Source organism: Anabaena sp. EIM26 (genome assembly GCF_057568715.1).
The window spans coordinates 86,049-109,975 of sequence record NZ_JBWNLG010000004.1; the positions used below are offsets into that span (position 1 = coordinate 86,049).

Here is a 23,927-nt window from a genome sequence, read left to right on the forward strand (position 1 = left end):
CTAAACTTTGTTAAAGAGAGGTTTATATGAAATATTCCTCTCTTTTTAACTTGATTTAATTAACTAATTTGACGCTGATGTTTAGTTGTTTGTACAACTTGATGATGCTGGATATCCTGTTGAGAATTATGAATGGCAGTAGGAGCTAATTCTTGAATAATTGGTTTGACAATTTCTGGGGCAATTTCTAAGCGATTTTTAATTTGTGCTTGCAACCAAGCTAAAGGAACGCTTTTACCGTTAACTGTTTGTTTGATAATTAAGTCAGATTTAGGTTTTGAAGCTTTTTTAATGGCACTGGCAATTTTTCTGGCTGTGCGTAAATCAATTTTGTCTATGTTAAGAGTAACCGAATTATTGAGTTCTGGTTGTCCAGAAGTGCTACCATTTGATTGATTGCCATTGTCATTTTCAACATTGAGAGAACTATTTGAAGTATAATTATAGTGAGCAGATGGATGATAATTTTCTTGTTCAATATTGTTATTGCTATTTGTGGTATCAATAGGTTCAATGTTTGATTGCTCAGATGTTTTGTGGGCAGTACAAGATTCGATATTCAGAGTGACTTGATGCCATAAATGCACTAATCCCACCAGAAAATCAACAAGCATAAGAATGGTAGAAAATGCTGTAATTACCAGGATGAGATAATTTAAATTTTCTTGAATTTGTTGAATATTCATAGTGACTAAATTGAGATTTGATTATCAAAAACAACGAAGCAATAGCTTCCATTTCACCCTCTTTTAATCAACACAATTCAATGAAACTTAGAAAATTACAATATTTGTAGATTTCGAGTATTTCATTAATTGTGGGTGGTGTGCCGTGCGTCATTTGTGGACTGCTTGTGAGAAACAAAAACATCTGTTTACAGATTTATGGAATGCGGACACTTTCGTGAAATTTTGAATTTTTACTGCTTGTCTCGTTGTAAATTGATTGATACAAAAGTGATGAAATATGGTAAAGCCAATGTATCCTCAGTTTCAAATCAGAAATTTCAGACTGAGGATTTTTAGTAACTTTAAAACAAGTCCATTTGTACAGATGAATTGGAAGAAGATTCAGGAGGAGGAGGATTTTCAATTGAGTCTATCTTAGACTTAGCATTAACACGACGTTTACCCCATCCTTCTTGTGCTGCGTGTTTAACTATGCTGCGGCGAATTGATTGACTTATATCGTGAAAATCATTCTTTACCTGCTGAAAATGAATGATGGATTTATTGCTAGTATCACTTGTAGTACCATTAATAAATTCATAAAAACTCTGGCAGTCTTTTGGTAATTTGTTGTATTTAGTTAAAACTTCATTGCCTACCCAAAGATAAAGATCAGCGTAATCTCGATGTAAAGGTGCTTCGTAACTTGCAGGCATCATGTAAGTGAGAACTTCTGTAGCTGTGGCATACTTACCAACTTGATTTTGTTCATACTCATTGCAAATTAGTTCTAACCTGTCTTGAATACAGGCAAACTTCAACCATTGAGGAATAGTATCACTCCAAGAATTGCCATGAATAACCAATGGACCAGCTAGATAACGAATATGGTGGATAGAAAATTCGGCTATTTCTAATAAAGTTGCTAACAATTCTTTAGGAGTATTTAAACTAGCCAGGACTTGCAGCATTTTCAAGGTGTTGTCTGGCAGTTTAGCATTTTTATGATTATTGATTTCTGCCATGACTTCGGGTGGAATCAAGTTGATTTGTTCCATTTGTCTTCTCGATATGAGCGCATCACCAAAAATAGCCAATAGGCTAATATATAATTAGCCAATAGGTTATTGCTGTTACTCAACCAATCTTCTTATGCTGGTATTGGTATTGTTGTTCAGGTAATAGCCATGAATCAAGAACCCGCATTAAATCAAAACTCTGACGATGAAAATAATCATCAGGTGAAGTCTATGAATGGTTATCAATCACCGGGTTATAGCCTTGAGGAATCCGGTGATGAGGATAATGGTAATCCCTGGACAACAGACAGATTTGAAGATGGTTATCAAGAGAATATTTTTGAAATTAACTTTGGCGATACACCTTATACTGAATCATCTGCTAATCCCAATCCTAAATTACCAGGATATGGCTCTGTTTCAGGTTATAAGTCTAAGAAAAGTCAACAGTCAACATCCCCAGAATTAGAGTTATAAATCATATCTTCACTGATACATATAACTCAGAGGTAAAACAAACACAGTCTCAATACTATTCGGTTAAGCTTTTTTGGGCATTATAGACAACGATATCTTAAGGGGTTTAGTCTACTTTATTTCCTTAACCAATTCGTATTAAATCCAGCCTTGATTCAAGAAAATACTTGACTGATTGGGGTGAAGCCGTCATTTGAAAACATTGAATTATGAACAATTCAAAAAGATGGATATTTTTGCTCATTGTCATGAGTTTTATTATCTACAGTGTAACTGTGCAAGCTGCAACCAGTACATTCGATAATGGCAATCTACCAACTCGAATTGTAGAAGTTGCTAATGGTCAATCTCGATTACCTACTACCAAACTTTTGTTGCCCGACTGGAATCGCATTTCTCTTGACCAACTACCAGGTATCAGTCAGTCTGGGGTAATTGATGGCAGTTTCTACAGTCAAACATTAGGTTATGATTTGAGTCGAACTTGGACTGCGGGAATGACTCCTGATGAATATTTGAAGTTGGGAGATATCAGTGAAGCCTTGCAAGCAGAAAAGTTCTCTTTGCAAGCCATTGGAGATATAACATTTACTGATTTAAACAAGATTGCTTTGAGTGAATTTCCTTTAATTGCAGAACAAACATTGAGTCATTTAGCTAAAGTTGTTCCTCAATTAGCTCAAATACCAGTCAAAGATATTCAACCTGTTACTGCTTTACTGAAAACTCAAAGAATTAAAGCATCGAATTTAACATTAGCTCAGGTGTTGACACAATATGAATTTGGGAACATGAAGCTGGGAGAAATTGACTTGTCAAAGTTTTCGCTAACTTCAATTCCTAAGTTAGAAACAGTACCCATCCAAGATTTAAGCAATTGGATGAATAGCTTTGTCAAAAACATTCCAGGACTAGGACAAGTGCCTTTAGGATTAATGCCCAATCCTATCAATGAAATTGGTAATTTAGTCATGCGAATTGATGCGGTTTATGGAACAGCAGAAAATCGCCGTAACAATACAATTTCTGGTTCAGACGTGCAAGGATTTTCTGTACCCTGTACTCAAAAAGACTGTGCTTACGTAGAATTGGATAATTTGGAAAATGTAGGTAAGAGCGATCGCAATCAACTAGAAGGTAAGCAATGGATATCCGGTAAATACCAGGAGGTTGAGGGAGGTTGGGGGTTACTCAAAGCAGTTAACAACGGACGAGAACCAACGGGACGTTTACCCTTTGGCAAAGCTTTTAAAGTTGTGGTGATGGAAACAGATGAAACCACAGATACAGTAGATACGGCTTTATATTTTCGCTTCTGCGCTTGGCGGATGGGTTGTACACCCTATTTTATCGGACCGATTCCTTTTTTCAGCTATCAGGTGAATGCACTGATGTTTGTAGGTAATTTGGACAGTGGGAATGAGCAGAGTGTTAATACTACTTCTACATCAACGGGTGCAAATAAAGAGGTGAAAGGTAATCTCAGTCAAAGTAATACAGTAACAAGTCAAATTAATTCTTGCACATTTACCAGTGCTAATCGCTCAATTGTCAGTCAATCATTTTACGGTGTTAATTTGCCATTACTAGGAAACGCCATTGCTGAAATTGAAAGTGCTGGTAGTGGGGATTATAAAGCTGTTGGTGTGCATACCTGCGCTGATGGGAATTTAAACTGTGGTCGAGGACTGGGACGGTATCAGTTTATGAGTTACAACCCCTATGCAGTGCGGTTAATTGCTGCCAAACCGGGAGGGGAAGAGTTTCTTAATCAGGTAAGACAAGGTTATCAACCTACTGAGGCTGAATTATTTGAGTTTTTTCCTCCTGCTGATCAGGATAGGGCATTTATGACTGATATAGCCAATAAGATTCAAGTAACTCAAGGAGAAATTGACCCGATTACGGAACAATTATTCACTGGTGAACGGCTGATTGAAAGAGTAGCTCAAAAGCATTTTGGTGGTGATAATAGCAAAGTAGATGCTAGTAGTTCTGATGTTTTTGGTCGTCTCAGTCTGAAAGATTACGGACAAACTGCTTTAGCTTTTTATGGCAATAATAACAGCGATAATGGAACGTTGACCTGTATTCCTAGTTTAACTTCTAGATACATTAGCGATGCTCAAAATACTGATGATTCAAGGTAGGAAATACAGCAGGATATGGCTTACGCCACGCTATCAGGAGTTAGGCTTCGCCGTGAGTTTCGACAAGTCTTACAGTGAGCTTGCCGAACTGCTCAACTACCGCGTCAGCGGCTCGAGTGAGCCTTCCCTGCGGGACGCTACACGTAGCTCGCTTCCCCGGAGGGGTACGCCGAACTCCGAACGGAGTCAGAAGTGAAAGCCACTTAATATTTGATATCGCAGCGTGGTGTATGACTCTAGAGCCATATTTTGATTTTCAGTTTGTACCTCCTGCAACTTGCAATCTGCTGTTAATTGAAGAAATATAGCAACTGACATATTGGTTAGGATATAGCATTTTAATTGAAAGGGAACGGGTAACAAAAAAATGTCCTAATAATTGTGGCTATTGTTATAATTTCTCATAACAAATAAATTCGTTTAAATCGTCTTTTTTACGCTCTAAGAAGTTGCAAATTCCATATTTATGAAGGTGTTCTTTATGAATAATTTATCTACAAACTCTATATCTTATGAGCCAGAGATAAAGGATTTTTCTGATATTGACTTGCATTCAAAAAAGCAATTTGAGCAAGCAGCCCAAGAAAACGAAATTTATTCTTCCTCAGTTTCTTCTACTCAGCCTCAATTACTGAAAACAACAGCATATCAATTACCAGAACCTTCTATGAGAATACGTTATTGGGTGCATTGGTTTCGTGTTGGTTTAAGTATCTTTCTGCTGCTTTCTGTTCTCTGTGGTTTAGGAGGATGTAGTTTGAATGCAGCAACTGTGACTTGGCACAAAGCTGTTAATCTTGTCTCTAGTTCTGTAGTGGAACAGGTAATTGGAGAAAATACAAACTTAAATCCTCAAACATCTGTTGACAATACATTGGCTGTAAATTTGGCAGGAAAAGACGGGAATCTGACAATTTTCAACTTTAATACTCCAGATGTTTGTGGTGCTTTGGGTTGTCTGTATGCTGGTTATTGGTTCAAACAGAATCAACCAATTACTCAGGTATTTTTGAGTTATTTAAATCCTACATTACCCCCAGGAAAGCAATTATTAGCAGTAGGAGAAAATCGCCATCAGCCCTTACCTTGTATCAAGGTATTGCAAACAGAAAAACAGCAATTACGACAATTGAACTTTTGTTTTAATGGTAATCGTTATCAAGTTGCAGATAGTCAACTTTTGGCTACAAGGAATAATCTTCTTCAATACAGATTTGCTGGATTTCCTTAACATTATCACCTAACATCTTTGTTTGTTTAGCTTGTCCTAGATTTTCTTGGGTATAATCTAGAGAAACCTGAGATTGGTTTAAAAACACTTGAGTTTTTGAAAGTGAATCAAATTGTAGTAACTGTTGAATTTGTCCAGCAGTCATGATACCACTTCGATAAGCTTCTATTGCTAAAGTTTCTAAGATTTTTTGGGGTAAGTCTTGCCAGTTCTGTTGTAGTTGGTTGCCAATATCTTCAGGAATTTCGATAGTGATTTGCATAATTGTACCTTTTTTCCTTTCATCAGGATTAATAGGATTTATTTAATTATATATGATATTAATTGTCTGCATCATGATTTATGGCTAATGCTCCCGTTAGGTTTAATTAACACTAGCTAAATAGCTAACAATTTCAATTACTTATGCTCACAGCCAAAGTCATCAAATTTTGTGACCATACTGGCATTTGACTGTAAAATACAATCATGCTACTAGTAGTCTGTCAAGTTTAAAATTGTGAGTCATCAAATTTTATCAGCGTTTGTTAGTAATACTTTCAAACTTCGTTGACACATAAAATTAATGTTGACAGACTACTAGGATTCCAGACAGAAATTAAGATAAGCCAGTAACAAAGACTACTAAAGATGTAGTCTATTTACCTGAGAATGGCTGTAAATAAAAATAAGGTCTAGCTTTTTTAGTGAGAAACCTGCCATAGTGTTTGACTACGGCAGATTTTATGTTCAACACAAGTAATTTGATAGTATTAAACTATTCATCATCATCGTCAAATTCAAAATCATCATCGTCCAAATCGGTTTCTAAATCGTCGTTTTCATCCTCGTCATCTTCAATTACTTGAATTTTTCTGGGTGGCTTAGTTGCTGGTTTGGATTTACGGACAGCTTGAGTTTTACTCTTATTCTTATTCTTGTTTGGTGGTAAAACTTCCACTTCTACAGATGTCGATTCTCCTGGTAAAGCAGGTAGAGATTGTGGTTCATTGAAACCAGCGATAGCATCATGCTGTTGCCAAATTAAACTTTTAGCTGTGGTTTTACCTAAATACAGTTGGGGGAAATTTTCAACTGTAGGTTTAGTATAGGCTACAGTTTTGCAACAGTTATGTTTATTCTTACCTTCACCTTCTTTAATTGCTCTAAACTCAATTTCTAGCACCCCTAAACTCCGCCATTTATCACTTTTACCACTAAATGCTACTTGGAAATAATCAGCAAAGGTTTTCTCTAATGAACGGTAAAACTCTTCACGAACTGATTTAAAACTCCAGAGGGCTACATTCTTGAATCGGACAACAACAGGAGTAGTATGTAATGGTTGATTCTTGTCATCCAGAAACATGATTGCGTGTTCTGAACAGACATCCATTGTTCTTTTATCAAGACTTTGTTTATAATCATCATAAAGCCCAACAAACGAACCACCCACTTCTTCAACATCCGATTTATAGCGAATATATTCTGGTGCAAAAGCTAAAACCAGTAACCGACCTTCAGTAATTAATAATCCGGTGACATCTTCAGTTAAAGTGACAGTAGTTAAATCATCTTCTTCAGGCATTTCTAGCCAACCAGCTTTTTCTAACTGGTCTTCGGGAATCAATAGTCCAGCAGGTTTATCGTTAAAGACAATGCCATAGGGAAGAAGCGGTTTGCGAACTTGGTTATAATTATCATCGAAGAGTTCTGGATCTATTTCAAATTCTTCTCCTTCAAAGTCATAATCATCAGGTTCAGTTGCTCTGGCTTTGGTAGTTTTAGGTTTAGAAGCAGTAGTTTTTGTCGTAGATTGATGGGGGCGTTTAGAGTTGTTTGTAGTTCTTGATTTAACCATTGGACTACATAAATATGATTGTCCAACGTCTGAGGCGTTAGCCTCTAAATTTAGTACAAATTAATTATTTTATGTTAGAATATTAGGTAGATATTAACAAATCAAAGTAAAGAAACTGAGGTTGCAATAACTATTCTTAGCATAGGGTTTATGACCAAAAATGAAATCACTGCAAATTACGATGAATCCTGGAAAGAAGCATTAAACTAATATTTTGATAGTTTCTTATCCTTTTTCTTTCCTGTGGCTTACGAAGCAATTGATTGGACAAAACCACCGGAATCACTAGACAAAGAACTGCAACAAATTACAGCTTCATCATCAACTGAAAAACGGATTGCAGATAAACTGTACAAAGTTTGGTTATTGGATAAAACACAAGCATGGATTTTAATTCATATTGAGATTCAGAGTCAATATGATGTTGACTTCCAAGAAAGGATGTACACTTATAATTACCGAGCTTTTGACCTGTATCATAAATTTGTGGTGGGTCTGGCGATTTTAGGAGACACAAGTTCCACTTGGCGACCTAACAGTTATCATCAAGCTATGTTAGATTGCGAATTAAGTTTGAAGTTCCCCATTGCTAAACTCCTAGATTATGAATCACGGTGGACTGAATTAGAATCTAATCCTAATCCTTTTGCTACCATAGTAATGGCACATTTAAAAACCAAAGCCACCACGGGGAATTTATCAGAACGTGAGCAATGGAAATGGGTATTAATTAGAGGACTTTATGAACGAGGCTTAACAAGAGAACAAATTGTTAAACTATTTAAGATCATTGATAAAATGATGACATTACCCAAAGAATTGCAACGAGGATTAGTAACTAAAATCAAACATTTAGAGGAGGAAAAGCAAATGCCTTTCATTAGTCCAACAGAAGAATTAGCAATGGAACGCGGTGAACAACAACTAATTATCCGACTATTAAATCGGCGAATTGGTGGAATTGAATCATCATTCATTGATACAATTCGGACATTATCAATTGAGCAATTAGAATTACTCGGTGAAGCACTCTTAGATTTCTCCTCTGTTACTGATTTAGAAGAATGGTTACAAAATAAACCAGAGTTTTAGATTAAGTAAAAACCCCACTTTTCATTAACTACTGTGGGGTAACATTGATAACTTCTCACTGGAATCTGGGATTCTTGGGGGAAAATAAAATATCCATAAGGTCAATTCCCTAACTTTACCTTGATAACTAAAATTGCTGGTAAACCCATACACAACTGCCATGACCCTTTACCAGCAAAACTTACCAAACCACCATTTCACCACTCAAACAGCACTAATTCAACTACCATCTTACCAACCGACACTAGCCAATATTGACTTCGGTAAATTCTTTCAACAGTACAACAACCCCCAAGGCTGGACAATGATAGGTGGACTGTTAGTAGTCCTAATTCTGCTGCAAATCAGTGGTACGGGTAAAGGCAAAATCACCACTGGTAAAGTCTGCGGTGTCAGCGAAAAACTAGCAGCCACTAACCTGGCATTTAAGCAAATTCAAGAACACAAACACAATAAAGTTACCCTGTGGTCTGGTACACCCCGTTACTGGACAAAAGGTAAGTGGCGGGGGTTAATGGCTAACCTGCAAACCATGCTGGGTGCTGCACCTACAGTTTGGTTTCCTCATGCCGAACGGGGAACACTGGTAATAGGTGCGCCTGGTTCTGGGAAAACTTACTCAACCATTGACCGGATGCTAGAAAGTGCCATGCAGCAAGGGTTCCCGATTTTACTCTACGACAAGAAGGGCGACCAACTACGACTTCATGCACCCTTAGCAGCCCGTTATGGCTATAAAGTGCGAGTATTTGCCCCCGGTGAAGCTTTTAGCGGTGTCATCAATCCCTTGGATTTTATGCGTGATGCGCGTGATGGGGTCATGGCTGGGGAAATTGGTCAAGTCATTAACCGCAATGCTGCTAGTGGGGGTAAAAGTGACGAATTCTTTGCTAAAGCTGGCGACTTGTTAGCAAAAGCACTATTACAGTTAGTCAAGGGTTCACCTTACCCAGATATGGCCATGTTGTATGCAGTGTTGCGGTTGCCAAAATTGGTACAACGTCTTGATCATGCGGTACAGTCCAAACGCTTAGATGAATGGGTAGCTACTTCGTTTATTCAATTTTTGAGTGCTAAGGATGCAGAAAAAACCGTTTCCGGGATTTTGACGACAGCGGCTGGGACTTTCTCATCTTTTATTCAAGCTGATTTACTGCGGGCATTTATCGGTCAATCGGATATTCCCACTCAGCTATCAGGTAGAGAAATGGTGGTGTTCAAGCTAGATGATGAACGTCGTAGTGTGGTTGGTCCTTTACTGGCAGCAGCAATGCACTTAATGATTGTCGGTAATTTGAGCCGTCCTCGTAAAGACCCGTTGATTATTTCTTTGGATGAATTACCATCAATTAAGTTAGACCGACTGCCTCAGTGGATTAATGAATATCGTTCTAATGGGGCTTGTTTTATTTTAGGTATCCAAAGTTTAGAGCAGCTTTACGATATTTATGGCGATAAAATGGGAAGTGCGATCGCATCAGCTTGCAGTACCCATGTGTTATTCAATCCTGGTAATTACAAAACAGCGGAAGATTACTCAAAGCGTTACGGTGAAAAGGAAGTGCTGATTAAAAATCGGACTACTGGGCGTTCTTTGGGTGGACAAATGAGCCGTTCAATTAGCTGGAGTGAGAATTTACAAAAAATGCCTGTTATCAGTGCAGATGAAATTCTCAAGTTTCCCCAAGGTAAATGTGTAATTACCAGTCCTGGTTACAGTTCCGGGGGACAAGCTTCTATTCCCTATCCTTTAATTATTCCTGTGTCGAAAACCGATGAAAACCGAGCTAAAGAAAGTGAAGGTCTTTGGGACACACAAGTTAGATTGGCTTTAGAAAGTCAGGTGACAATTCCTGATCTTAAAATGTTGACCCAGGCATTGTATGACCGCATTGAGGAAGCAGGACGGATGTTACCATTACCAGAGGAAGATGTGGCGACAGTCCATGAGTCTAGTAATCATCAAGAACCTGATGTTTTGGAGAATTTTGTATCACGAGTTTATCAAACTCCGGGATTGCAAGGATAGGAAGCTGGTCGCTTTTACAAAGCTACAGGACTTTTACGAAATTACAGGATGGTGTGACTATTTTATTAACTTTAAGCAACACCGTATTTTGTATAAGGACGTTTATATGGGGGATGCAGCCCTAAAACAATATCTGAAGGTGGAACTCCTCTTTCCACTAACTCTTGACCGATATCAGCTTCCGTCATATTTTGTTGAATCCAGATTTTGTTGTCTTTAATGTCTAAATGAATGTAACAGGCATAAATGCGATTTAACTCTTGCCAACCAACATCTAGAAGTTGATAGTGATCATGTTCTGTATCAAAAATGAGTTGACATTCAATATTTGAATCATTTGGGGTGGCATGGGAGATTAATAATTCCCGGACAATTTGGCGATATTTAGCTAGTTTTTCCATACGATTATCTCCTCTGTATTTGGTTTATATGCTATTATTTTTAAGGCATATTTTGAGATTGCTGCTTGAGTAAAACGCTCCTGAAAAAAAGTATTAAAAATATCAATAGGAACGGCTAAATAGAGGATACGCTCTGGCTCTGTCATTTCCAAGGCAAGGCGATAATTAAGAAATTGACCGAGAGCATTATGAAAATCACTAATTGCAGAGGTATTGATAAAGCTCTTAACTTCTACAGCAATTTTCAGATCATCTTTTTCAGCAGCAAATACTTTTTCAGCAGCAAGATCAATTTCTAGTTTAACGCGCTCAATGCGAATGATTAATGGATCGCTAGTGATTATCCATCCGTTTTTGATCAAGGCTTGCTTGACTGCTTGGTGGAATAGGTCTTTGGCCATAGTCGAATATTTGCACCAATTTCCAAATACATGAGTTACACCTATATCCTACACCCTGTCACTTCAGCATTTGCTTTACTCGCTCTGCTAAATATGCTTCTAGTTTAGCTTAAATGCTAACTTCAGAAATATCATCTAAATTGACCAGTGACGATATATCCTGATTTATTTGATTTGATTGGGCATCATTCTCTTGAGGTTGATTCAGGAGTTTAATTAACCATTGTTCAGTCTGCCGATGATATTTCTTGTTCCAGCGTATATCTAATCTTTGGGGTGGTTTAACAGGGTCTAATGCTAAAATAACAAGCTGCATTTGCTTAGGAATAACTGAGTATTGAGTAGTCATAGTCCACAACTTTACTCGGTCTTGCCAGCTTAACTGAGGATGACGCATAGCCCATTCATAAAGTCTGGGAATACCTTGTTTAAATGCTATATTTGTGGTGACTTGAATAAAGTAATTTTCATTATTTACTGTCAGAGGTGCAATGACAGCGTTATCAACTAATAACTTCTTGCGAGATTGAAAGATTTCTGGTGCAAGTTCCTGTACTTGAGCAACCCATTGAGCAATTTGAGGATTGGCATTTAATAAAGGTTCTACAGGTAGTTGTAAAAATAATTGTTTCATCACTAGTTGAAAGTTATCTGCTATTATAAAGTCGAAAGCAGCGTGATTGTGATGATGCTTTGGGTGAGGAAATAGAAGTTGTTGCTGTGTTTTATTAATTTGTTGAATATCAGCCAGATTAATTATTGGCATGGTAGAGAGAAAATTACATCTCTCCCATGCAGCGTAACGCTGCCAATTAATTATTTTGATTAATCTTGCTTAAATTTATCACTAATTTGGCGCGAAAAGTTATTTATTCAGGGAATTTATAAATAATTCCCTCTTTGTCACTGGTTTCAAAATTAGCATTTAGTTGTTTAGCTTTTTCGTCTAGATATTGTTTAGCTTCCTCTATAGATATTTGAGCAGCTAAAGCAAATTTTGTGATGGTAATTTCTCCTTCTTCTTGTTGTAATAAACGCAGAAATAGTTGCTCTCTTTCTAATTGAAATTGTTTAAGTTTCTGTTGATGCTGCTGGCGTAACCCCCAAATAATCCATGTTCCTATAGCTGTTGATGGTATACCAAATACAACTATTGCTGCTAATGCACCTTCTTTATCTTCATTGGATTTATTAGAATCAATTAATTCTATAGTGCCTAGTAAGAGTATGGCTAAACCTATTATTAAGAATGAACCTGCAAATATTTTTTTGATAATTTTCATAGATGTTTATAAAACTCTGGTAGACAATTATTTTCGTGAATAGATACAGCAGATTGCAAGTCAATGAAGTACAAACTGAAAACCAAAATATGGCTTATACTACACTGCGCTATCAAGCAGTAACCGTGTTTAACCTCCTGCCTTCTGCTGTACTACTTGTATACCACACGAAACCGCTCACATACCAATAGCATTTCTGGTGTTGGATGTTTACCTATTTTGGGTAAGACACGGGAAAAATAGTTCCAGTGTTCTTGTCTCCAAAATTCCAGTGAACGGTCTCCTTCACCTTCATCATAAGCAAACTGGGTATCAACCTCAATATACGGTTTAATGCTTACTTCGGTTATTTCAATAATACAAATTGCTTGTTCATTACCATCAATTACAATTGCTTTTAATCCTACTTCAGGAAGTGCGCTTCCTTCTGCTTCCCATTCCCATAAAGCTGAACAAGTTGCAGTTTTGATTCCTTTGACAACTAAATCACTGAGTTGATTTGCTAAATCAGAATTGTCACCAAATTGACTTATATCATATTTATTGTTAGCTTGTGAATTATTTGGAACTGTGGCTAAATAATCTTGCCAATAATTTTCTATTATTTGATTATTCATGAGCGATAACATCTTAGATATTTTGTAAGTTCTCATTCATATTTTAAGCTGTTGTGCATTTGATTGAGATAAAACCTTTTTTTAGAGTTCATTACTATGCTATAGATTCAGATAGCAAGCCTGACATATCTAAAACTTGTTTAGACCAAATACCAGATTGTTCTGCAACTTCAGCACGCAATTTTTCATCCTCACAAATGTCATCCCAAGTTAATTCCCACATTGCTAGTTGAACTTGAATATTTACTAATTCTTCAGCTTGAATAGTTTCTATTTTTGCTGCTGTCCACTCGATAAACAACTTAGTTTCGGAAATTACACTTTTCACTGCTTCTTTATAAGCAACTTGGGAAAATGACTTAATCCGTGCTAAATTAGACGCTATATGTCCTAAGCGATTTGGTATATTGTTGAGTTGAAAACGAGCTTGTTTTTCATTTAAATTCTGGTTCATAACCACTTATTAATCTTTGAGTAATTTGTGTCATACGTTCTTGTATCACTGGGTCTTGAATCATCATTGAGCGATTATTTTGACACTTGGCGAATATTAATAATTGACTCGTAAGCCATTGTTTGTATAAAGCGCGATTAGGTGAAAAACGCCTTCAGCCACGACTCATTAATCTGTTCTAATGAATCCAGTTTGACATCTGCAATCGTAAATCGGGGATCTTCTCTTTCTTCTAATGCTGGGACGGCAATACATCGCATGGAAGCTGCTTTAGCACTGATGATGCCGCGAATAGAGTCTTCAAACGCTACACACTTTTGGGGATGCACATTGAGGCGATGGGCAGTTGTCAGATACACCGCTGGATGGGGTTTGCCAAATTCCTCTGTCTGAGCAGAACTGACAACATCGAATGTGTCTTGCAAATTTAGCTTGTTGAGAACTACCTCAATGAGACAGATGGGCGATGAGGTAGCCAATCCCAAGGGTAAGTGCATCTGCTGGCATAATTGTATAGTTTCAACTGCACCGGGCATGGGCTGTCCGAGGGTTGCTACAAGTTCGCTGACACGATTGATAATCCGTTCAGCTACCTTAGACTGACTCGTACCTGTCCAAGGAAACCGTGCATACCAATAGCCGACAACCTCATCGCAACGCAAACCCATTGTTTGATTGCACATACTCTCTTGTAGTGGCACTCCCAAGTTATTGAATACCTCTACTTCTGCTCTGTGCCAAAAAGGCTCGCTGTTAATCAGCAAACCGTCCATATCAAATATTACCGCCGTATCTATCATCAGTACCTCTGCCAAAACTGGAAAATTATTTGGTGAACCTTTTTAGCTACACCTCTAGCATGATACCTATTAAACCCTACCCTGTGAGTACGCTGTTGAGGGTAGGTATTGTTGCAAGTTTAACAACTATAAAATGCTATGTTTCAGGTCTAGCGATCGCATCCAACAACACCAACCCCAGTTGCTTCAATAAAGCAGTATTCCCATCAGGACAGCCATGTTGAATTAAACATTTAGCACAGCCAGTATGACAATTACAATCTCGTGCTATTACCCTACCAACATTAGCAAGTTTTGGCAGATGTTTAAACACAGCTTCAGCCGCACCATTGCCGCCATCACTGGTATCATAGAAGTAACCAGTGTAATTGTTATTTTCCCCTAATTCCTTCACCACAGTAAAATTCACCTGTTTGGGGTCAACTCTAGCTACAAGCTGTAATGCTCTCATAATTTGATGTCCAAAGCTGTGCATAGCAATGAAGGGACTGGAATATTCCCACAACTGTTGATAACCAGAAGGTATCGGTTCTTGACTGCGGGTTAAACTGGTTCTAGTTTCTTTAGCAAACTGTTGGATGTATTCTCGCGCACCTGAGTTAATTGTTACTTTCACCATAGGGGCGGAAAATTGGGTGCGGAAAGGCTGCTCAAACTTCGCTTCTGACAGGTTTTTGACAATTACAGCTTTGCGAGTGAGTTTGCGACATAGGGGACAACGCGGTTGTTGAGGTAAGGGTTCTTTATAGTTGAGACAGCGTTTATTCAAACAAGTCTGCTCGTAAATTTGCGTCATTAAACTGTAACCGCTGGTAATGTGTTTAACTTCACCAAAACTCAGTTCTAGGGTTAAATATTCCTGACAGTCTTCAACTTCAAGCAAAGGTGCAGGGTGCGAAATTTTCTCCTTTATTCTCTGTTCCTCCTTCACAGATTTTCCTATGACTACGATGTCAGTTTTGTGGGAAACTTTCCCCTTTATTTTCTGTTCCTCTTCTCCCTGTTTCTTTTCTTCTATCCCATCTGAAGAAAACAGCAATGGTAAATTTACTGGGTCAGTTAACACAGTTAAACTACTCGTTTGTGATACTGTAGTTGCAACTGTAAAAATTGCCTTATCTGTTGTTTGTTTTAAAATCGCTCGTTTACTGTTAAGGTCTAAGGAAATACACTGATAAGTTAGCATTTGTCCCTTGGCATCTTGGCGTTTATAAATGGCTTGGGGATGCACTTCTCGATGAGCGATATCTTCAGATATTTCTTCTAATTCTTCCCCAGAAATTGCATCTACTAATTTGATAGTTGTTTGCGATAAACCACCTCGAAAATTAACATCTTTATGGGGATAACCTTTAGCCCATAAACCATTTTTACCTTTGTGTAAATGTCCTTGGGCTAATAACAGTTTGGCAACATCAAAAGCGGCTGCACCAAAATAGTGTTTAATTTTGTTTGTAGGAATGCCTGTTTCTGCGGCTGCACACATCAAATGTTTGGCTGCAAAGATGGGATATTCATCATTAAAAAACACTTCTTCAGATTCTCCAGATACCAGCATTTCTGGATGTTCTGCTACATAACAATCAATAGGGTTGAAAGCATTGGGAAGCAGCACTGTGAGTCCTGGTTGAGAACGTCCGGCTCTACCACTGCGTTGCTGATACGCCATTTTAGAACCAGGCCAGCCACGCAATACACAACATTCTAATTCTGGTAAATCTATTCCTGCTTCTAAGGCTTCTGTGGCAATTATCCACTTAATTATACCAGATTGAAGTTGATTAACTACTTCGGCTCGACGCTCGGCAGTAATGCCACTATAAAATGCGGTGACTTGATTTGATTTTAACAGTTCTGTGACTTCTCGCACACTGCGTCGGGAGTTACAAAAGGCGATTCCTGATTTATTTTGATTGACTAAAAATTGAATTATTCTGGCTGTGTCAGCAGTTAAATTGTAACTTGGTTGGGTGACAATTACTTGTCTGGGTGGTGAAGCTGCGCCACTTTTACGAAGCCAAATTAAGGGTTTAGGGTTGAGTTTTGTAGGTTTTAAACCGGAGATTTTCAAAGCTAATTGTTTAGGATTTCCACAAGTAGCACTGAGGAAGATAAATTGCAGTTTTTGGGAGTCACCACCGTAATGATCTACTGCTAGTTTAATGCGGCGAATTAACCAAGCCATATTTGCGCCATAGCTACCGGAAAGGGTGTGTGCTTCATCAATTAAGATGTAGCGTAATCGTTGATAAAAGTTTGCCCAATTTGGTGATTTCCAAACTTGTTTGAGTTGGAAATGAATTAATTCGGGAGTGACACCTAATATATGGGGTTCACTGGCAAGGATTTGTTCTCTTTCTGCTGATTTGACATCTCCTGTGATCATTGCTAAGACTGGGCGATATTTTGGGGGTATGGTAGAAAGGAGTTGTGAGATTTTATGGAATTGGTCTAGTGCTAAAGCTCGCAGTCCATAAAATGCTAAGGCTCGGTGTTCTTGATTGATGCAACCTTCGATAATGCCGGGGTATGTGCTGAGGGTTTTACCACTGGCTGTAGGGGAGGTGAGGATGAAACTTTTACCTGTTCTAATTGCTTGTAAGGCTTTGATTTGATGGGAGTAAAGTTGGGTAATTCCTAATGATTGTAGGGCTTTGATTAATTGTTTTGGTAGGTCTTTGGGGATGGTTTTGAGGTTAGGTTCGGTGGCGGGAATTGTTTGTTGATAGAGTAATTCTTCTCCTAGAAATTCGGTGATTTCTGTTGGTTCTGGAGGATGGTGATTTGAGGGGGAATTTTCGGGAATGGGTGTGGTAGGTGGTGTCCACAGGCTTTGTAGTAATAAGCTGTAATTGGGCGTGTTCATGGTGGTGTTTTTTGAACTTTGCCCTTATAAATCCCCCAGTGGGGGAAGATATTAAGTTGATAGAAGTAAACTCCGAATTTACAAAGTTATTTTTGATAAATGCCATAGTAATTTACTATAAAATTATCATCTCGCAACGATTTTACTCTCTGAAGGATGTTTGTAATGGGGTTGATTAATTGTTGGACATAACATAAATAGTCAAAGGAATTATCAGTATGTTCTAGTTGCATATTCCGGGGTGCATTTAAAGCAATGACAGCATCTCCAATCTTTTCACAACGTTTGCAGTCACAGGCTGTTGATCCTTGAGCTAATATTTCCTGTAAATTATTGGCAATATTGATAAATCCCCTAGTATTTGAGTTTTTGGGTAGTTGAGCAGCAATTTGGATAAGTTACTCAATTTCTGAACGGTATTGTACTAAAAGGAATTGGTCAATCTGACATTTGCTGCGACAGTTTTTTACATCTCCAAACTCATCAGCAAACTGTTTTAATCCAGCCGCGAGATTTTGTAAGTCAAGGGTAAGCGGTACAAGGGCGCGGGTACAGGTGGTAGAATCAGTGTTGGTATTATTAAATTTTTTCCTGAGTAGAAGTTCAAAACGTTTGATATAAATTCCTAAAATAGAGATAGCTTTTTCTTTATCTTGGGGACTACTAAAGTTGAGTTGGTGGGTGCTAAAAAGTTGGGAAATAAGTTGTAAAATAGCTTTAAGTTTGCTGGTTTTAAATCTATTACTCCACAGTGCAATTGCATCGCCAATATTATTAATAGTTTCCAGGCGCAGCACAAAGTAGAAGGAAATAAGATTAATTAGATAACTGCGTCTCATTTCCATCTGCACGTAATTAGAAATATAAAGCGTTTGGTCAGTAAATTGAGATTCAAAATACTGCTTATAGACTTGCGTACCAAGTAGCAGAGAACGTAAAACTGAGGTATCTAGAAAGTGTTGAGGAATAGATTTATCATCCAATTGATGTTATTCCGAATGGTAGGGTATCAAAGCCTAAGTTTTCTAGAGTTAAAATTGCTTTTTCAACTAATAAGTTGTTGATTGTTTCTTGATTGACCAGGGATGTAAGTAATTCACAAACTCCCTGGTATTGACTGGTATTATATAGCAATCCTAAATGATTATAGAACGATTAGAGCATAGATACTATTGATGTAAGTCTAGCTAGATTAAGGTTTTAAGTATCCTAACCTTACTAAATCACTTGTACTATTTGTTCACAACTCAAATCGGATTGCTATAGTCAATCCAACGGTTAGAATAGAAGAGTGCATCATGTAATGCCATTACCACTTCTGTATAGGGATCAAATGGTAATTTATCGCGCATAGTACGCATGGTACGCAATAGGTTATCTGCATAGACAGATGCTATTGGTTCTCCAGAGCAAGAGGAGAGTTTTTGTAAATCTATTAAGATAGATTTGGTGATTTCTATTCCTGAAATTTCTAAGACGGTCTGCTCAATATTCATTGTATTTATGCAATAATTGTTAAGGTTTTAAATTAAATATTACTTTCTATTTTAATACATATTTATCTGTGTTGGTAATTGTTTGTTGACAGAGTAATTCTTCACCTAGAAATTCGGTAAAGGGTGTGGTAAGTGGTATCCAAAGGCTTTGCAGTAATAAGCTGTAATTGGGTATGTTTATGATGGTGTTTTTTGAACATTGCCCTCATAAGTAATTGGACAAAATCAATTACACAAAAATCTGAACCGAAATCCTTGACTGGCAAAGAATTGGTAAATAACCAATATGTAATTAATTCTGTTGTACTACTTAAATCCCCCAGTGGAGGAGTGATATTGAATTAGAATAAAAAAGCTTCTGAATGGTTATAGCAACTTATCAATTGCAATCTAGCTGTTTTCGTGATTCTGGGTCATTATTAGGGAAGCATAAACCGCTGGGAATGCGTTTAGGTAAATAGCGAGTTAGATTAGGATCTCGCAACCCAGTTTCCAAAAAAGCAGTTAAATTACTTACTTGTTCTGGGTTAAAATGTAATGGTTTAAACCAAACACTCAAATTACCAGCATATTTAGCCTCTAACTTTTGCGGTTCTGCTGTGTTAAAATATTCCACAATTTCGCGTATTGTCTTGAAAGATGCACCGTGACCGTAGGGTGAACTATCAGCTAAATTGTAAAGTTGCGGGACTTTGAAGTTAAAATCATCTTTTGGTCGTTTAGTAACAGCACCGCGACCAAGATTAAGACCGCTAAAATCGTTGGGGTGATCTGCAAAACCCACTGCACGAAAATCTTTACCAGATAAAGCAGGTCCAGTATGACACTGCACACAGGTAGAACTAAAGAAAATCTTTCCACCTTTGAGTTCCTGTGCAGACATGGCTTTTTCATCACCTTTTAGCCATTTTTGGAAGGGTGCTTGGTTAGCAAGTAATGTGCGTTCATAAGCTGCGATCGCAAAAGCTGCTCTTTTATTATCTTCTTCTTGAACATCGAGATAAGGACGATCTGGAAAAGCTTGAGCAAATAATTTTTGGTATTCAGGAATTTGGGCGATCGCTGCTAAACCCAGTCGATGAAAAGCTAAACCATCAATTGGTTGGGTTTCTAAACCATGTAATTGATAACGGTTAACATCATTACTTTTAATCAAATCTTCTTTAGCATTAGCACCAGCAACACCTAACCTACCATCCCACATTTTTGTTTCTTGATAAGCACCATTCAAAACCGAAGGAACTAAAACATCCTGCTTATCTATTTGTGCTGCTGGTGTTTCCGGGTCACGATGTCTCTGTTTGTTCCATCCCAAACCACCTGCTCCCAAACCTTGTGCCAAATTAGGACGAAACCCAGCTTGAGCAAGATGACAAGTTGCACAACTAGATTGTTGCCAGTGTTTTTTATTAATTGGGTTAATGCTTAAAGCGGTTTCATGAAATAAGAATTGTCCTAGTTTAATTTTCTGTTGTGTAATTGGATTTTGGGGGTCAGCAGGAATTTTATCAAGTTCTGAAGAGTCGGGAAGTGTAAAATATTTTAATCCTTGGTTATTGGGTACTGCTACTTTAATTAATTGTTTTAATTCTCTACTTAAAACATTTGTTGATTTTGATTCAATTGCATTAGCAATATTACAATTAATAATATTGATTATGCAGATTATCAAAAAAATTATAGTTAATTTGATCAAGTTTTGATTAGACTTCATTTTCCATCACTCCCAGGATTAGATGAGGATTTAATTTCTGTTAATAACAAATTACAAAATTGATTGAGGGGTAAATCAATCAAAGGTTGATAGATAGACGAAAAGTCATTTTTAAGTAAAACTTGGATTCTTGGTTGTGCTTGATAATTTCTCATAATTTCTATTTCTTGAGTAATCAATCTTAACGCGTGTCCAATAGTCAAAGTATTCCAAGTATCATCAGATAATTTAATATCAGTGATTTGGTAAATTATCGTTGGTGTTTTAATTATTGGACTTTTAACAGGTAAATTAGGACTAAGATTCCGGGCAAAATTCCTTAGATAGATACTCAAATTTAGTATTTTTTTTTGAGATGGTACTTGATCTATATTTGATAAATGATTGACTTCCAATTCTTCTAAAGTTTTAGGATTACCTATATTTCTCATTAATTCATATTCTAAAATTGTCGAAAATGAAGTATCAGATGAATTCAATGCTAAAACATTTAAAGAATTGGCTGTTAAAATTGCCACGAAAAATAACAATACTCCTAAATATTGGATTTGCTGATTAAATCTTTTAACAATTTCCAGAATATTCATGATGTGTAAATCTCCATAATTTCCTAGTTAATAAATCTAAAGATGAATTCACCATAATAAGTCTATAGAGATAATGTATAGAACCTAAGCAAGTAGCAGACTAAAAATCTATTGTAGGGTGTACCAGACGTTAAAAATCTGTTTATTTACAGGATTTATGTAGCCTGATGCACTCTACAAATTGGATGTTTTTTAATTGGAAGCCCCTATTTATTACTCAGATCCGAAGAGAGTCATATTTTATAACATATCCCTACAGTTATCAATTATGATCATTCTTAAATCTGTCTTACCGTACCTTTTAAGAAAGCATAAAAAACATCACGAAAAAACGCATCAGCATTCACTCGTTTAAATATATACTTTTTTCCTATTTTTCGGTTATGGATAATTAGTGTTAACACTGGAACTCTGGAATTCTGAGGATTATTATTCTGATTGAATACTGCATTAATATCTGAAATTTCCATGTTTTTAACTTTGTTATCCAGCATCTCTGATATATCTTGGGGAGTGATATTTTTAGGTTGTCCTTGTGCATTAATAAATCCCACAACTTCCAAATGACTGATATCTACTTGTCCATTAGTAGATGTAAAAGGTATTGCTAAAGCAGCATTATCTGGCATTTTTGCTATTGCTTGATAAACACGCTCAATACTTTCTTTTAATTTGCTATCATTACCTACGGGTGTTTGTGGTTGAGAATTATTTGCTGGGTTATTTTCTTGTTGTTGGGAGATAATACTATTGACTGAACCCATTACCACTATATTTCTGTTAGCAATACTCTGAATATCAGACAACTGAGCAAAACAAACAGAAGCAATACCTACTCCTATTCCTATGGATATTTTTTGAATTAAGTTTTTTTTATTCATTGGTGAACCAACCTAATTTTATCTAATGTGGATTAATGTTTTTACCTTTTTTCTGAAAATAGGCAATTTTTGAGGATGTTTGGTTACTAAAGATTTCTGACAGATCTTACCTCTCCTTAAAGGAGAGGCAATTTTTCAAGTCTTATTATTTTAAGCTCTTCTCACTTTACGGTTTAAGAAAGAGTTGAGGACATCACGACAAAAAGCATTCGCATTTACTCGTCTAAGTATCTCTCGTTTTCCTGTTCTTTTATGACGGATAATTAAGTTAAAAGTGGGAATTCTCCGCGCTTGGAGAAATGAACCACTAGCATCCGCTAGTAAAATATTTTGTGCTGAAGATAGCACACTTTCCGCAGTTAAATTACCACCATTTCTGCCTTCAATTGCCGTCATTTCCTCAACATCTCCTGCGGTAATATCTTTCGGTTTTCCTTGGCTATTAATATAACCAACTGCCTGATAATTTGTGCCTTGAGATGAGTTACATTGCTTTGGTGCATTTCCTATGCGAACAGGACTATTGGTACAAAAATCTACAGCTATAGCTAAATCTTCTGGCATTCGAGATGCTGTTTCATTGACATTTTGAATGCTTTGCATTAGTTCACTATTAGCGGCTAATTCTATTGGTGGTTGTGCCAGATAATCTAAACCAATTTCTTGGGGTGTAATGATAGCATCAACTAAGTCTAATTTAGCCATTTGACGATAAGCTTGGGTTGCTGCATCTACAGGTTGATGAAAGAACATAGCAGCGAAAAGTACAGAGATTCCTAAGAAAATTACGAGGGCTTTTTGGATAAATTTTGGCATCTTTAAAACTAGTTGCATCTGATTAATACCTGAATTAAAGTTTTTAGAGTTGGAAATGTTTTCCATTTATCTGTGTTAAATATTAATGCTGTGCCAGAAAAGCCTTTTTCCATTGGGTGTATTGGATTATATTCTCACTCGTTGCTTGGTTTTGATGTGCCAGTAGGTGGTAATAATAATGGGGTTCGGTGGTGCTGCTTTGCAAACTACACGCAGTCCTCGCAGTACATCATAAAATTTAGCGTAGGGAGTATGAGATAATTTTTTATCGGTTAAGGTGAATGTTACAGCACCGTAAATAAATTTTCTGACACCATAAGCAATGGCAATTTTAATCATGTCATCGCTGACGGCTCTTTGTTGTTTACGGCGTTGCAAATGATTAATATCTTTGCTATTTTGGTATGGTAGGATGTCACCTAAAAATTGCGTTTTTTCATCTTCTTTAACCAAAACCTGCATTTGATGAAAACTACTACTCATAGATACTTGCCTCTGTAATTGCACTTATGATTAATTATGATCTTGTCGGGAAAATGCTTTTTCCTTTGATTGACTTTTTCGACGTTCAGAATAATTGCTAAAGTATTATGTTGTCTAGGTTTGGGGGCTTTATGAGGCGATGTTTAAGATTTTTATCGACGCACCTCGGCAAATCGCCAAAACCCTATCTTTTTCGTTGAGATGCGTCGATGCCTTACTGGGAGAGGGTTTGAGGTATGTGTTTTTCTCTTTTTTGCTCAATGTGTATAATGTTTTTTAGAGGTGCGTCGATTTGGCGGCTGAAACCCTTACTGGGTAAGGGCTGCTAGACGAACCCTTTACCGATTAACTCAAATCGGATTAGTTGGAAACTTTGGATCTTAAAATAAATTTAAGTGGGCTGCCTTGCTTTACCGATTAACTCAAATCGGATTAGTTGGAAACCTGAGGTTTTCTATCAAAACTTAAAATACCTATGACTTTACCGATTAACTCAAATCGGATTAGTTGGAAACGTTACACTCCCATGCTCGGTTATAAATGTTAAAGTCTTTACCGATTAACTCAAATCGGATTAGTTGGAAACTTAATAAAGCCTTAGAGCTGTTTAATTAAAATTAAA

21 protein-coding genes, 3 pseudogenes and 1 CRISPR repeat array (1 of these 25 only partly in view) are annotated in these 23,927 nt (G+C 37.0%); of the genes and pseudogenes, 5 read left to right on the forward strand and 19 right to left on the reverse strand.

Annotated features, from left to right (window positions below):
- Positions 1 to 59: 59 nt before the first annotated feature.
- Both AC012T_RS28260 and AC012T_RS28265 read right to left on the reverse strand, forming a co-directional pair.
- Positions 60 to 686 carry a hypothetical protein gene (locus tag AC012T_RS28260; protein WP_487067463.1) on the reverse strand — a complete coding sequence of 209 codons (627 nt, stop codon included), beginning with the start codon at positions 684 to 686 and terminating at the stop codon, positions 60 to 62.
- Positions 687 to 1,030: 344 nt separating this feature from the next.
- Positions 1,031 to 1,726, reverse strand: a complete 696-nt coding sequence (locus AC012T_RS28265; RefSeq protein ID WP_487067465.1) for a hypothetical protein — start codon at positions 1,724 to 1,726, stop codon at positions 1,031 to 1,033.
- Between the two features lie 129 nt (positions 1,727 to 1,855).
- Between AC012T_RS28265 and AC012T_RS28270 the strand changes: the two genes are divergently transcribed.
- From AC012T_RS28270 to AC012T_RS28280, 3 genes are all read left to right on the forward strand, one after another.
- Positions 1,856 to 2,164, forward strand: a complete 309-nt coding sequence (locus AC012T_RS28270) for a hypothetical protein (RefSeq protein WP_487067467.1) — start codon at positions 1,856 to 1,858, stop codon at positions 2,162 to 2,164.
- Between the two features lie 209 nt (positions 2,165 to 2,373).
- Positions 2,374 to 4,314: a M23 family peptidase gene (locus AC012T_RS28275; RefSeq protein WP_487067469.1), complete on the forward strand. Its 1,941-nt coding sequence runs from the start codon at positions 2,374 to 2,376 to the stop codon at positions 4,312 to 4,314.
- A gap of 481 nt (positions 4,315 to 4,795) precedes the next feature.
- Positions 4,796 to 5,545 carry a hypothetical protein gene (locus AC012T_RS28280; RefSeq protein ID WP_487067471.1) on the forward strand — a complete coding sequence of 250 codons (750 nt, stop codon included), beginning with the start codon at positions 4,796 to 4,798 and terminating at the stop codon, positions 5,543 to 5,545.
- Here the strand turns inward: AC012T_RS28280 and AC012T_RS28285 are convergent.
- Together AC012T_RS28285 and AC012T_RS28290 are read right to left on the reverse strand one after the other, a co-directional pair.
- Positions 5,499 to 5,807, reverse strand: coding sequence for a UPF0175 family protein (locus AC012T_RS28285; RefSeq protein WP_487067473.1), 309 nt, complete (start codon positions 5,805 to 5,807; stop codon positions 5,499 to 5,501). The two genes, AC012T_RS28280 and AC012T_RS28285, sit on opposite strands and share 47 nt — an antisense overlap.
- Before the next feature lie 495 nt (positions 5,808 to 6,302).
- Positions 6,303 to 7,385: a DUF5895 domain-containing protein gene (locus tag AC012T_RS28290; protein WP_487067475.1), complete on the reverse strand. Its 1,083-nt coding sequence runs from the start codon at positions 7,383 to 7,385 to the stop codon at positions 6,303 to 6,305.
- A gap of 150 nt (positions 7,386 to 7,535) precedes the next feature.
- On the opposite strand from AC012T_RS28290, the pseudogene AC012T_RS28295 reads away from it, so the two are divergent.
- Together AC012T_RS28295 and AC012T_RS28300 are read left to right on the forward strand one after the other, a co-directional pair.
- Positions 7,536 to 8,477, forward strand: a pseudogene (locus AC012T_RS28295) (DUF4351 domain-containing protein).
- Between the two features lie 160 nt (positions 8,478 to 8,637).
- Positions 8,638 to 10,506, forward strand: coding sequence for a type IV secretory system conjugative DNA transfer family protein (locus AC012T_RS28300; protein ID WP_487067477.1), 1,869 nt, complete (start codon positions 8,638 to 8,640; stop codon positions 10,504 to 10,506).
- A 71-nt stretch (positions 10,507 to 10,577) separates the two neighbouring features.
- Here the strand turns inward: AC012T_RS28300 and AC012T_RS28305 are convergent, their stop codons facing one another.
- The 15 genes and pseudogenes from AC012T_RS28305 to AC012T_RS28375 all read right to left on the reverse strand — a co-directional run bounded on the left by AC012T_RS28305 (position 10,578) and on the right by AC012T_RS28375 (position 23,305).
- Positions 10,578 to 10,907 (reverse strand): element excision factor XisI family protein, encoded by a 330-nt coding sequence (locus AC012T_RS28305; RefSeq protein ID WP_487067479.1) that lies wholly within the window; start codon positions 10,905 to 10,907, stop codon positions 10,578 to 10,580.
- On the reverse strand, positions 10,895 to 11,308 hold the full coding sequence (locus tag AC012T_RS28310) for a XisH family protein (RefSeq protein WP_487067481.1): 414 nt from the start codon (positions 11,306 to 11,308) through the stop codon (positions 10,895 to 10,897). The genes AC012T_RS28305 and AC012T_RS28310 overlap by 13 nt, the downstream gene beginning before the upstream one ends.
- A 109-nt stretch (positions 11,309 to 11,417) precedes the next feature.
- Positions 11,418 to 12,074, reverse strand: a complete 657-nt coding sequence (locus AC012T_RS28315) for a hypothetical protein (protein ID WP_487067483.1) — start codon at positions 12,072 to 12,074, stop codon at positions 11,418 to 11,420.
- A gap of 103 nt (positions 12,075 to 12,177) precedes the next feature.
- Positions 12,178 to 12,591 carry a hypothetical protein gene (locus tag AC012T_RS28320; protein ID WP_487067485.1) on the reverse strand — a complete coding sequence of 138 codons (414 nt, stop codon included), beginning with the start codon at positions 12,589 to 12,591 and terminating at the stop codon, positions 12,178 to 12,180.
- A gap of 152 nt (positions 12,592 to 12,743) precedes the next feature.
- The gene (locus AC012T_RS28325) at positions 12,744 to 13,208 is read right to left on the reverse strand and encodes an ASCH domain-containing protein (protein ID WP_487067487.1); all 465 of its coding nucleotides are present in this window, start codon (positions 13,206 to 13,208) and stop codon (positions 12,744 to 12,746) included.
- A gap of 94 nt (positions 13,209 to 13,302) precedes the next feature.
- The gene (locus AC012T_RS28330) at positions 13,303 to 13,662 is read right to left on the reverse strand and encodes a hypothetical protein (RefSeq protein WP_487067489.1); all 360 of its coding nucleotides are present in this window, start codon (positions 13,660 to 13,662) and stop codon (positions 13,303 to 13,305) included.
- 137 nt (positions 13,663 to 13,799) lie between these two features.
- The gene (gene hxpB / locus AC012T_RS28335) at positions 13,800 to 14,477 is read right to left on the reverse strand and encodes a hexitol phosphatase HxpB (protein WP_487067491.1); all 678 of its coding nucleotides are present in this window, start codon (positions 14,475 to 14,477) and stop codon (positions 13,800 to 13,802) included.
- A 121-nt stretch (positions 14,478 to 14,598) separates the two neighbouring features.
- The gene (locus AC012T_RS28340; RefSeq protein WP_487067493.1) at positions 14,599 to 17,328 is read right to left on the reverse strand and encodes a DEAD/DEAH box helicase; all 2,730 of its coding nucleotides are present in this window, start codon (positions 17,326 to 17,328) and stop codon (positions 14,599 to 14,601) included.
- 126 nt (positions 17,329 to 17,454) lie between these two features.
- A pseudogene (locus AC012T_RS28345) lies at positions 17,455 to 18,311 on the reverse strand (hypothetical protein).
- 276 nt (positions 18,312 to 18,587) lie between these two features.
- Positions 18,588 to 18,824 (reverse strand): annotated as a pseudogene (locus tag AC012T_RS28350) (hypothetical protein); the annotation flags it as partial.
- 379 nt (positions 18,825 to 19,203) lie between these two features.
- The gene (locus tag AC012T_RS28355) at positions 19,204 to 20,496 is read right to left on the reverse strand and encodes a cytochrome-c peroxidase (RefSeq protein ID WP_487067495.1); all 1,293 of its coding nucleotides are present in this window, start codon (positions 20,494 to 20,496) and stop codon (positions 19,204 to 19,206) included.
- Positions 20,497 to 20,534: 38 nt separating this feature from the next.
- Positions 20,535 to 21,125 carry a hypothetical protein gene (locus AC012T_RS28360; protein WP_487067497.1) on the reverse strand — a complete coding sequence of 197 codons (591 nt, stop codon included), beginning with the start codon at positions 21,123 to 21,125 and terminating at the stop codon, positions 20,535 to 20,537.
- 278 nt (positions 21,126 to 21,403) lie between these two features.
- The gene (locus AC012T_RS28365) at positions 21,404 to 22,006 is read right to left on the reverse strand and encodes a hypothetical protein (RefSeq protein ID WP_487067499.1); all 603 of its coding nucleotides are present in this window, start codon (positions 22,004 to 22,006) and stop codon (positions 21,404 to 21,406) included.
- Positions 22,007 to 22,156: 150 nt separating this feature from the next.
- Positions 22,157 to 22,840 (reverse strand): hypothetical protein, encoded by a 684-nt coding sequence (locus tag AC012T_RS28370; protein WP_487067501.1) that lies wholly within the window; start codon positions 22,838 to 22,840, stop codon positions 22,157 to 22,159.
- Positions 22,841 to 22,948: 108 nt separating this feature from the next.
- The gene (locus AC012T_RS28375; protein ID WP_487067503.1) at positions 22,949 to 23,305 is read right to left on the reverse strand and encodes a DUF4258 domain-containing protein; all 357 of its coding nucleotides are present in this window, start codon (positions 23,303 to 23,305) and stop codon (positions 22,949 to 22,951) included.
- Between the two features lie 336 nt (positions 23,306 to 23,641).
- Positions 23,642 to 23,927: direct repeats of the CRISPR family, unit length 36 nt; unit sequence CTTTACCGATTAACTCAAATCGGATTAGTTGGAAAC; it runs 390 nt beyond the window's last position.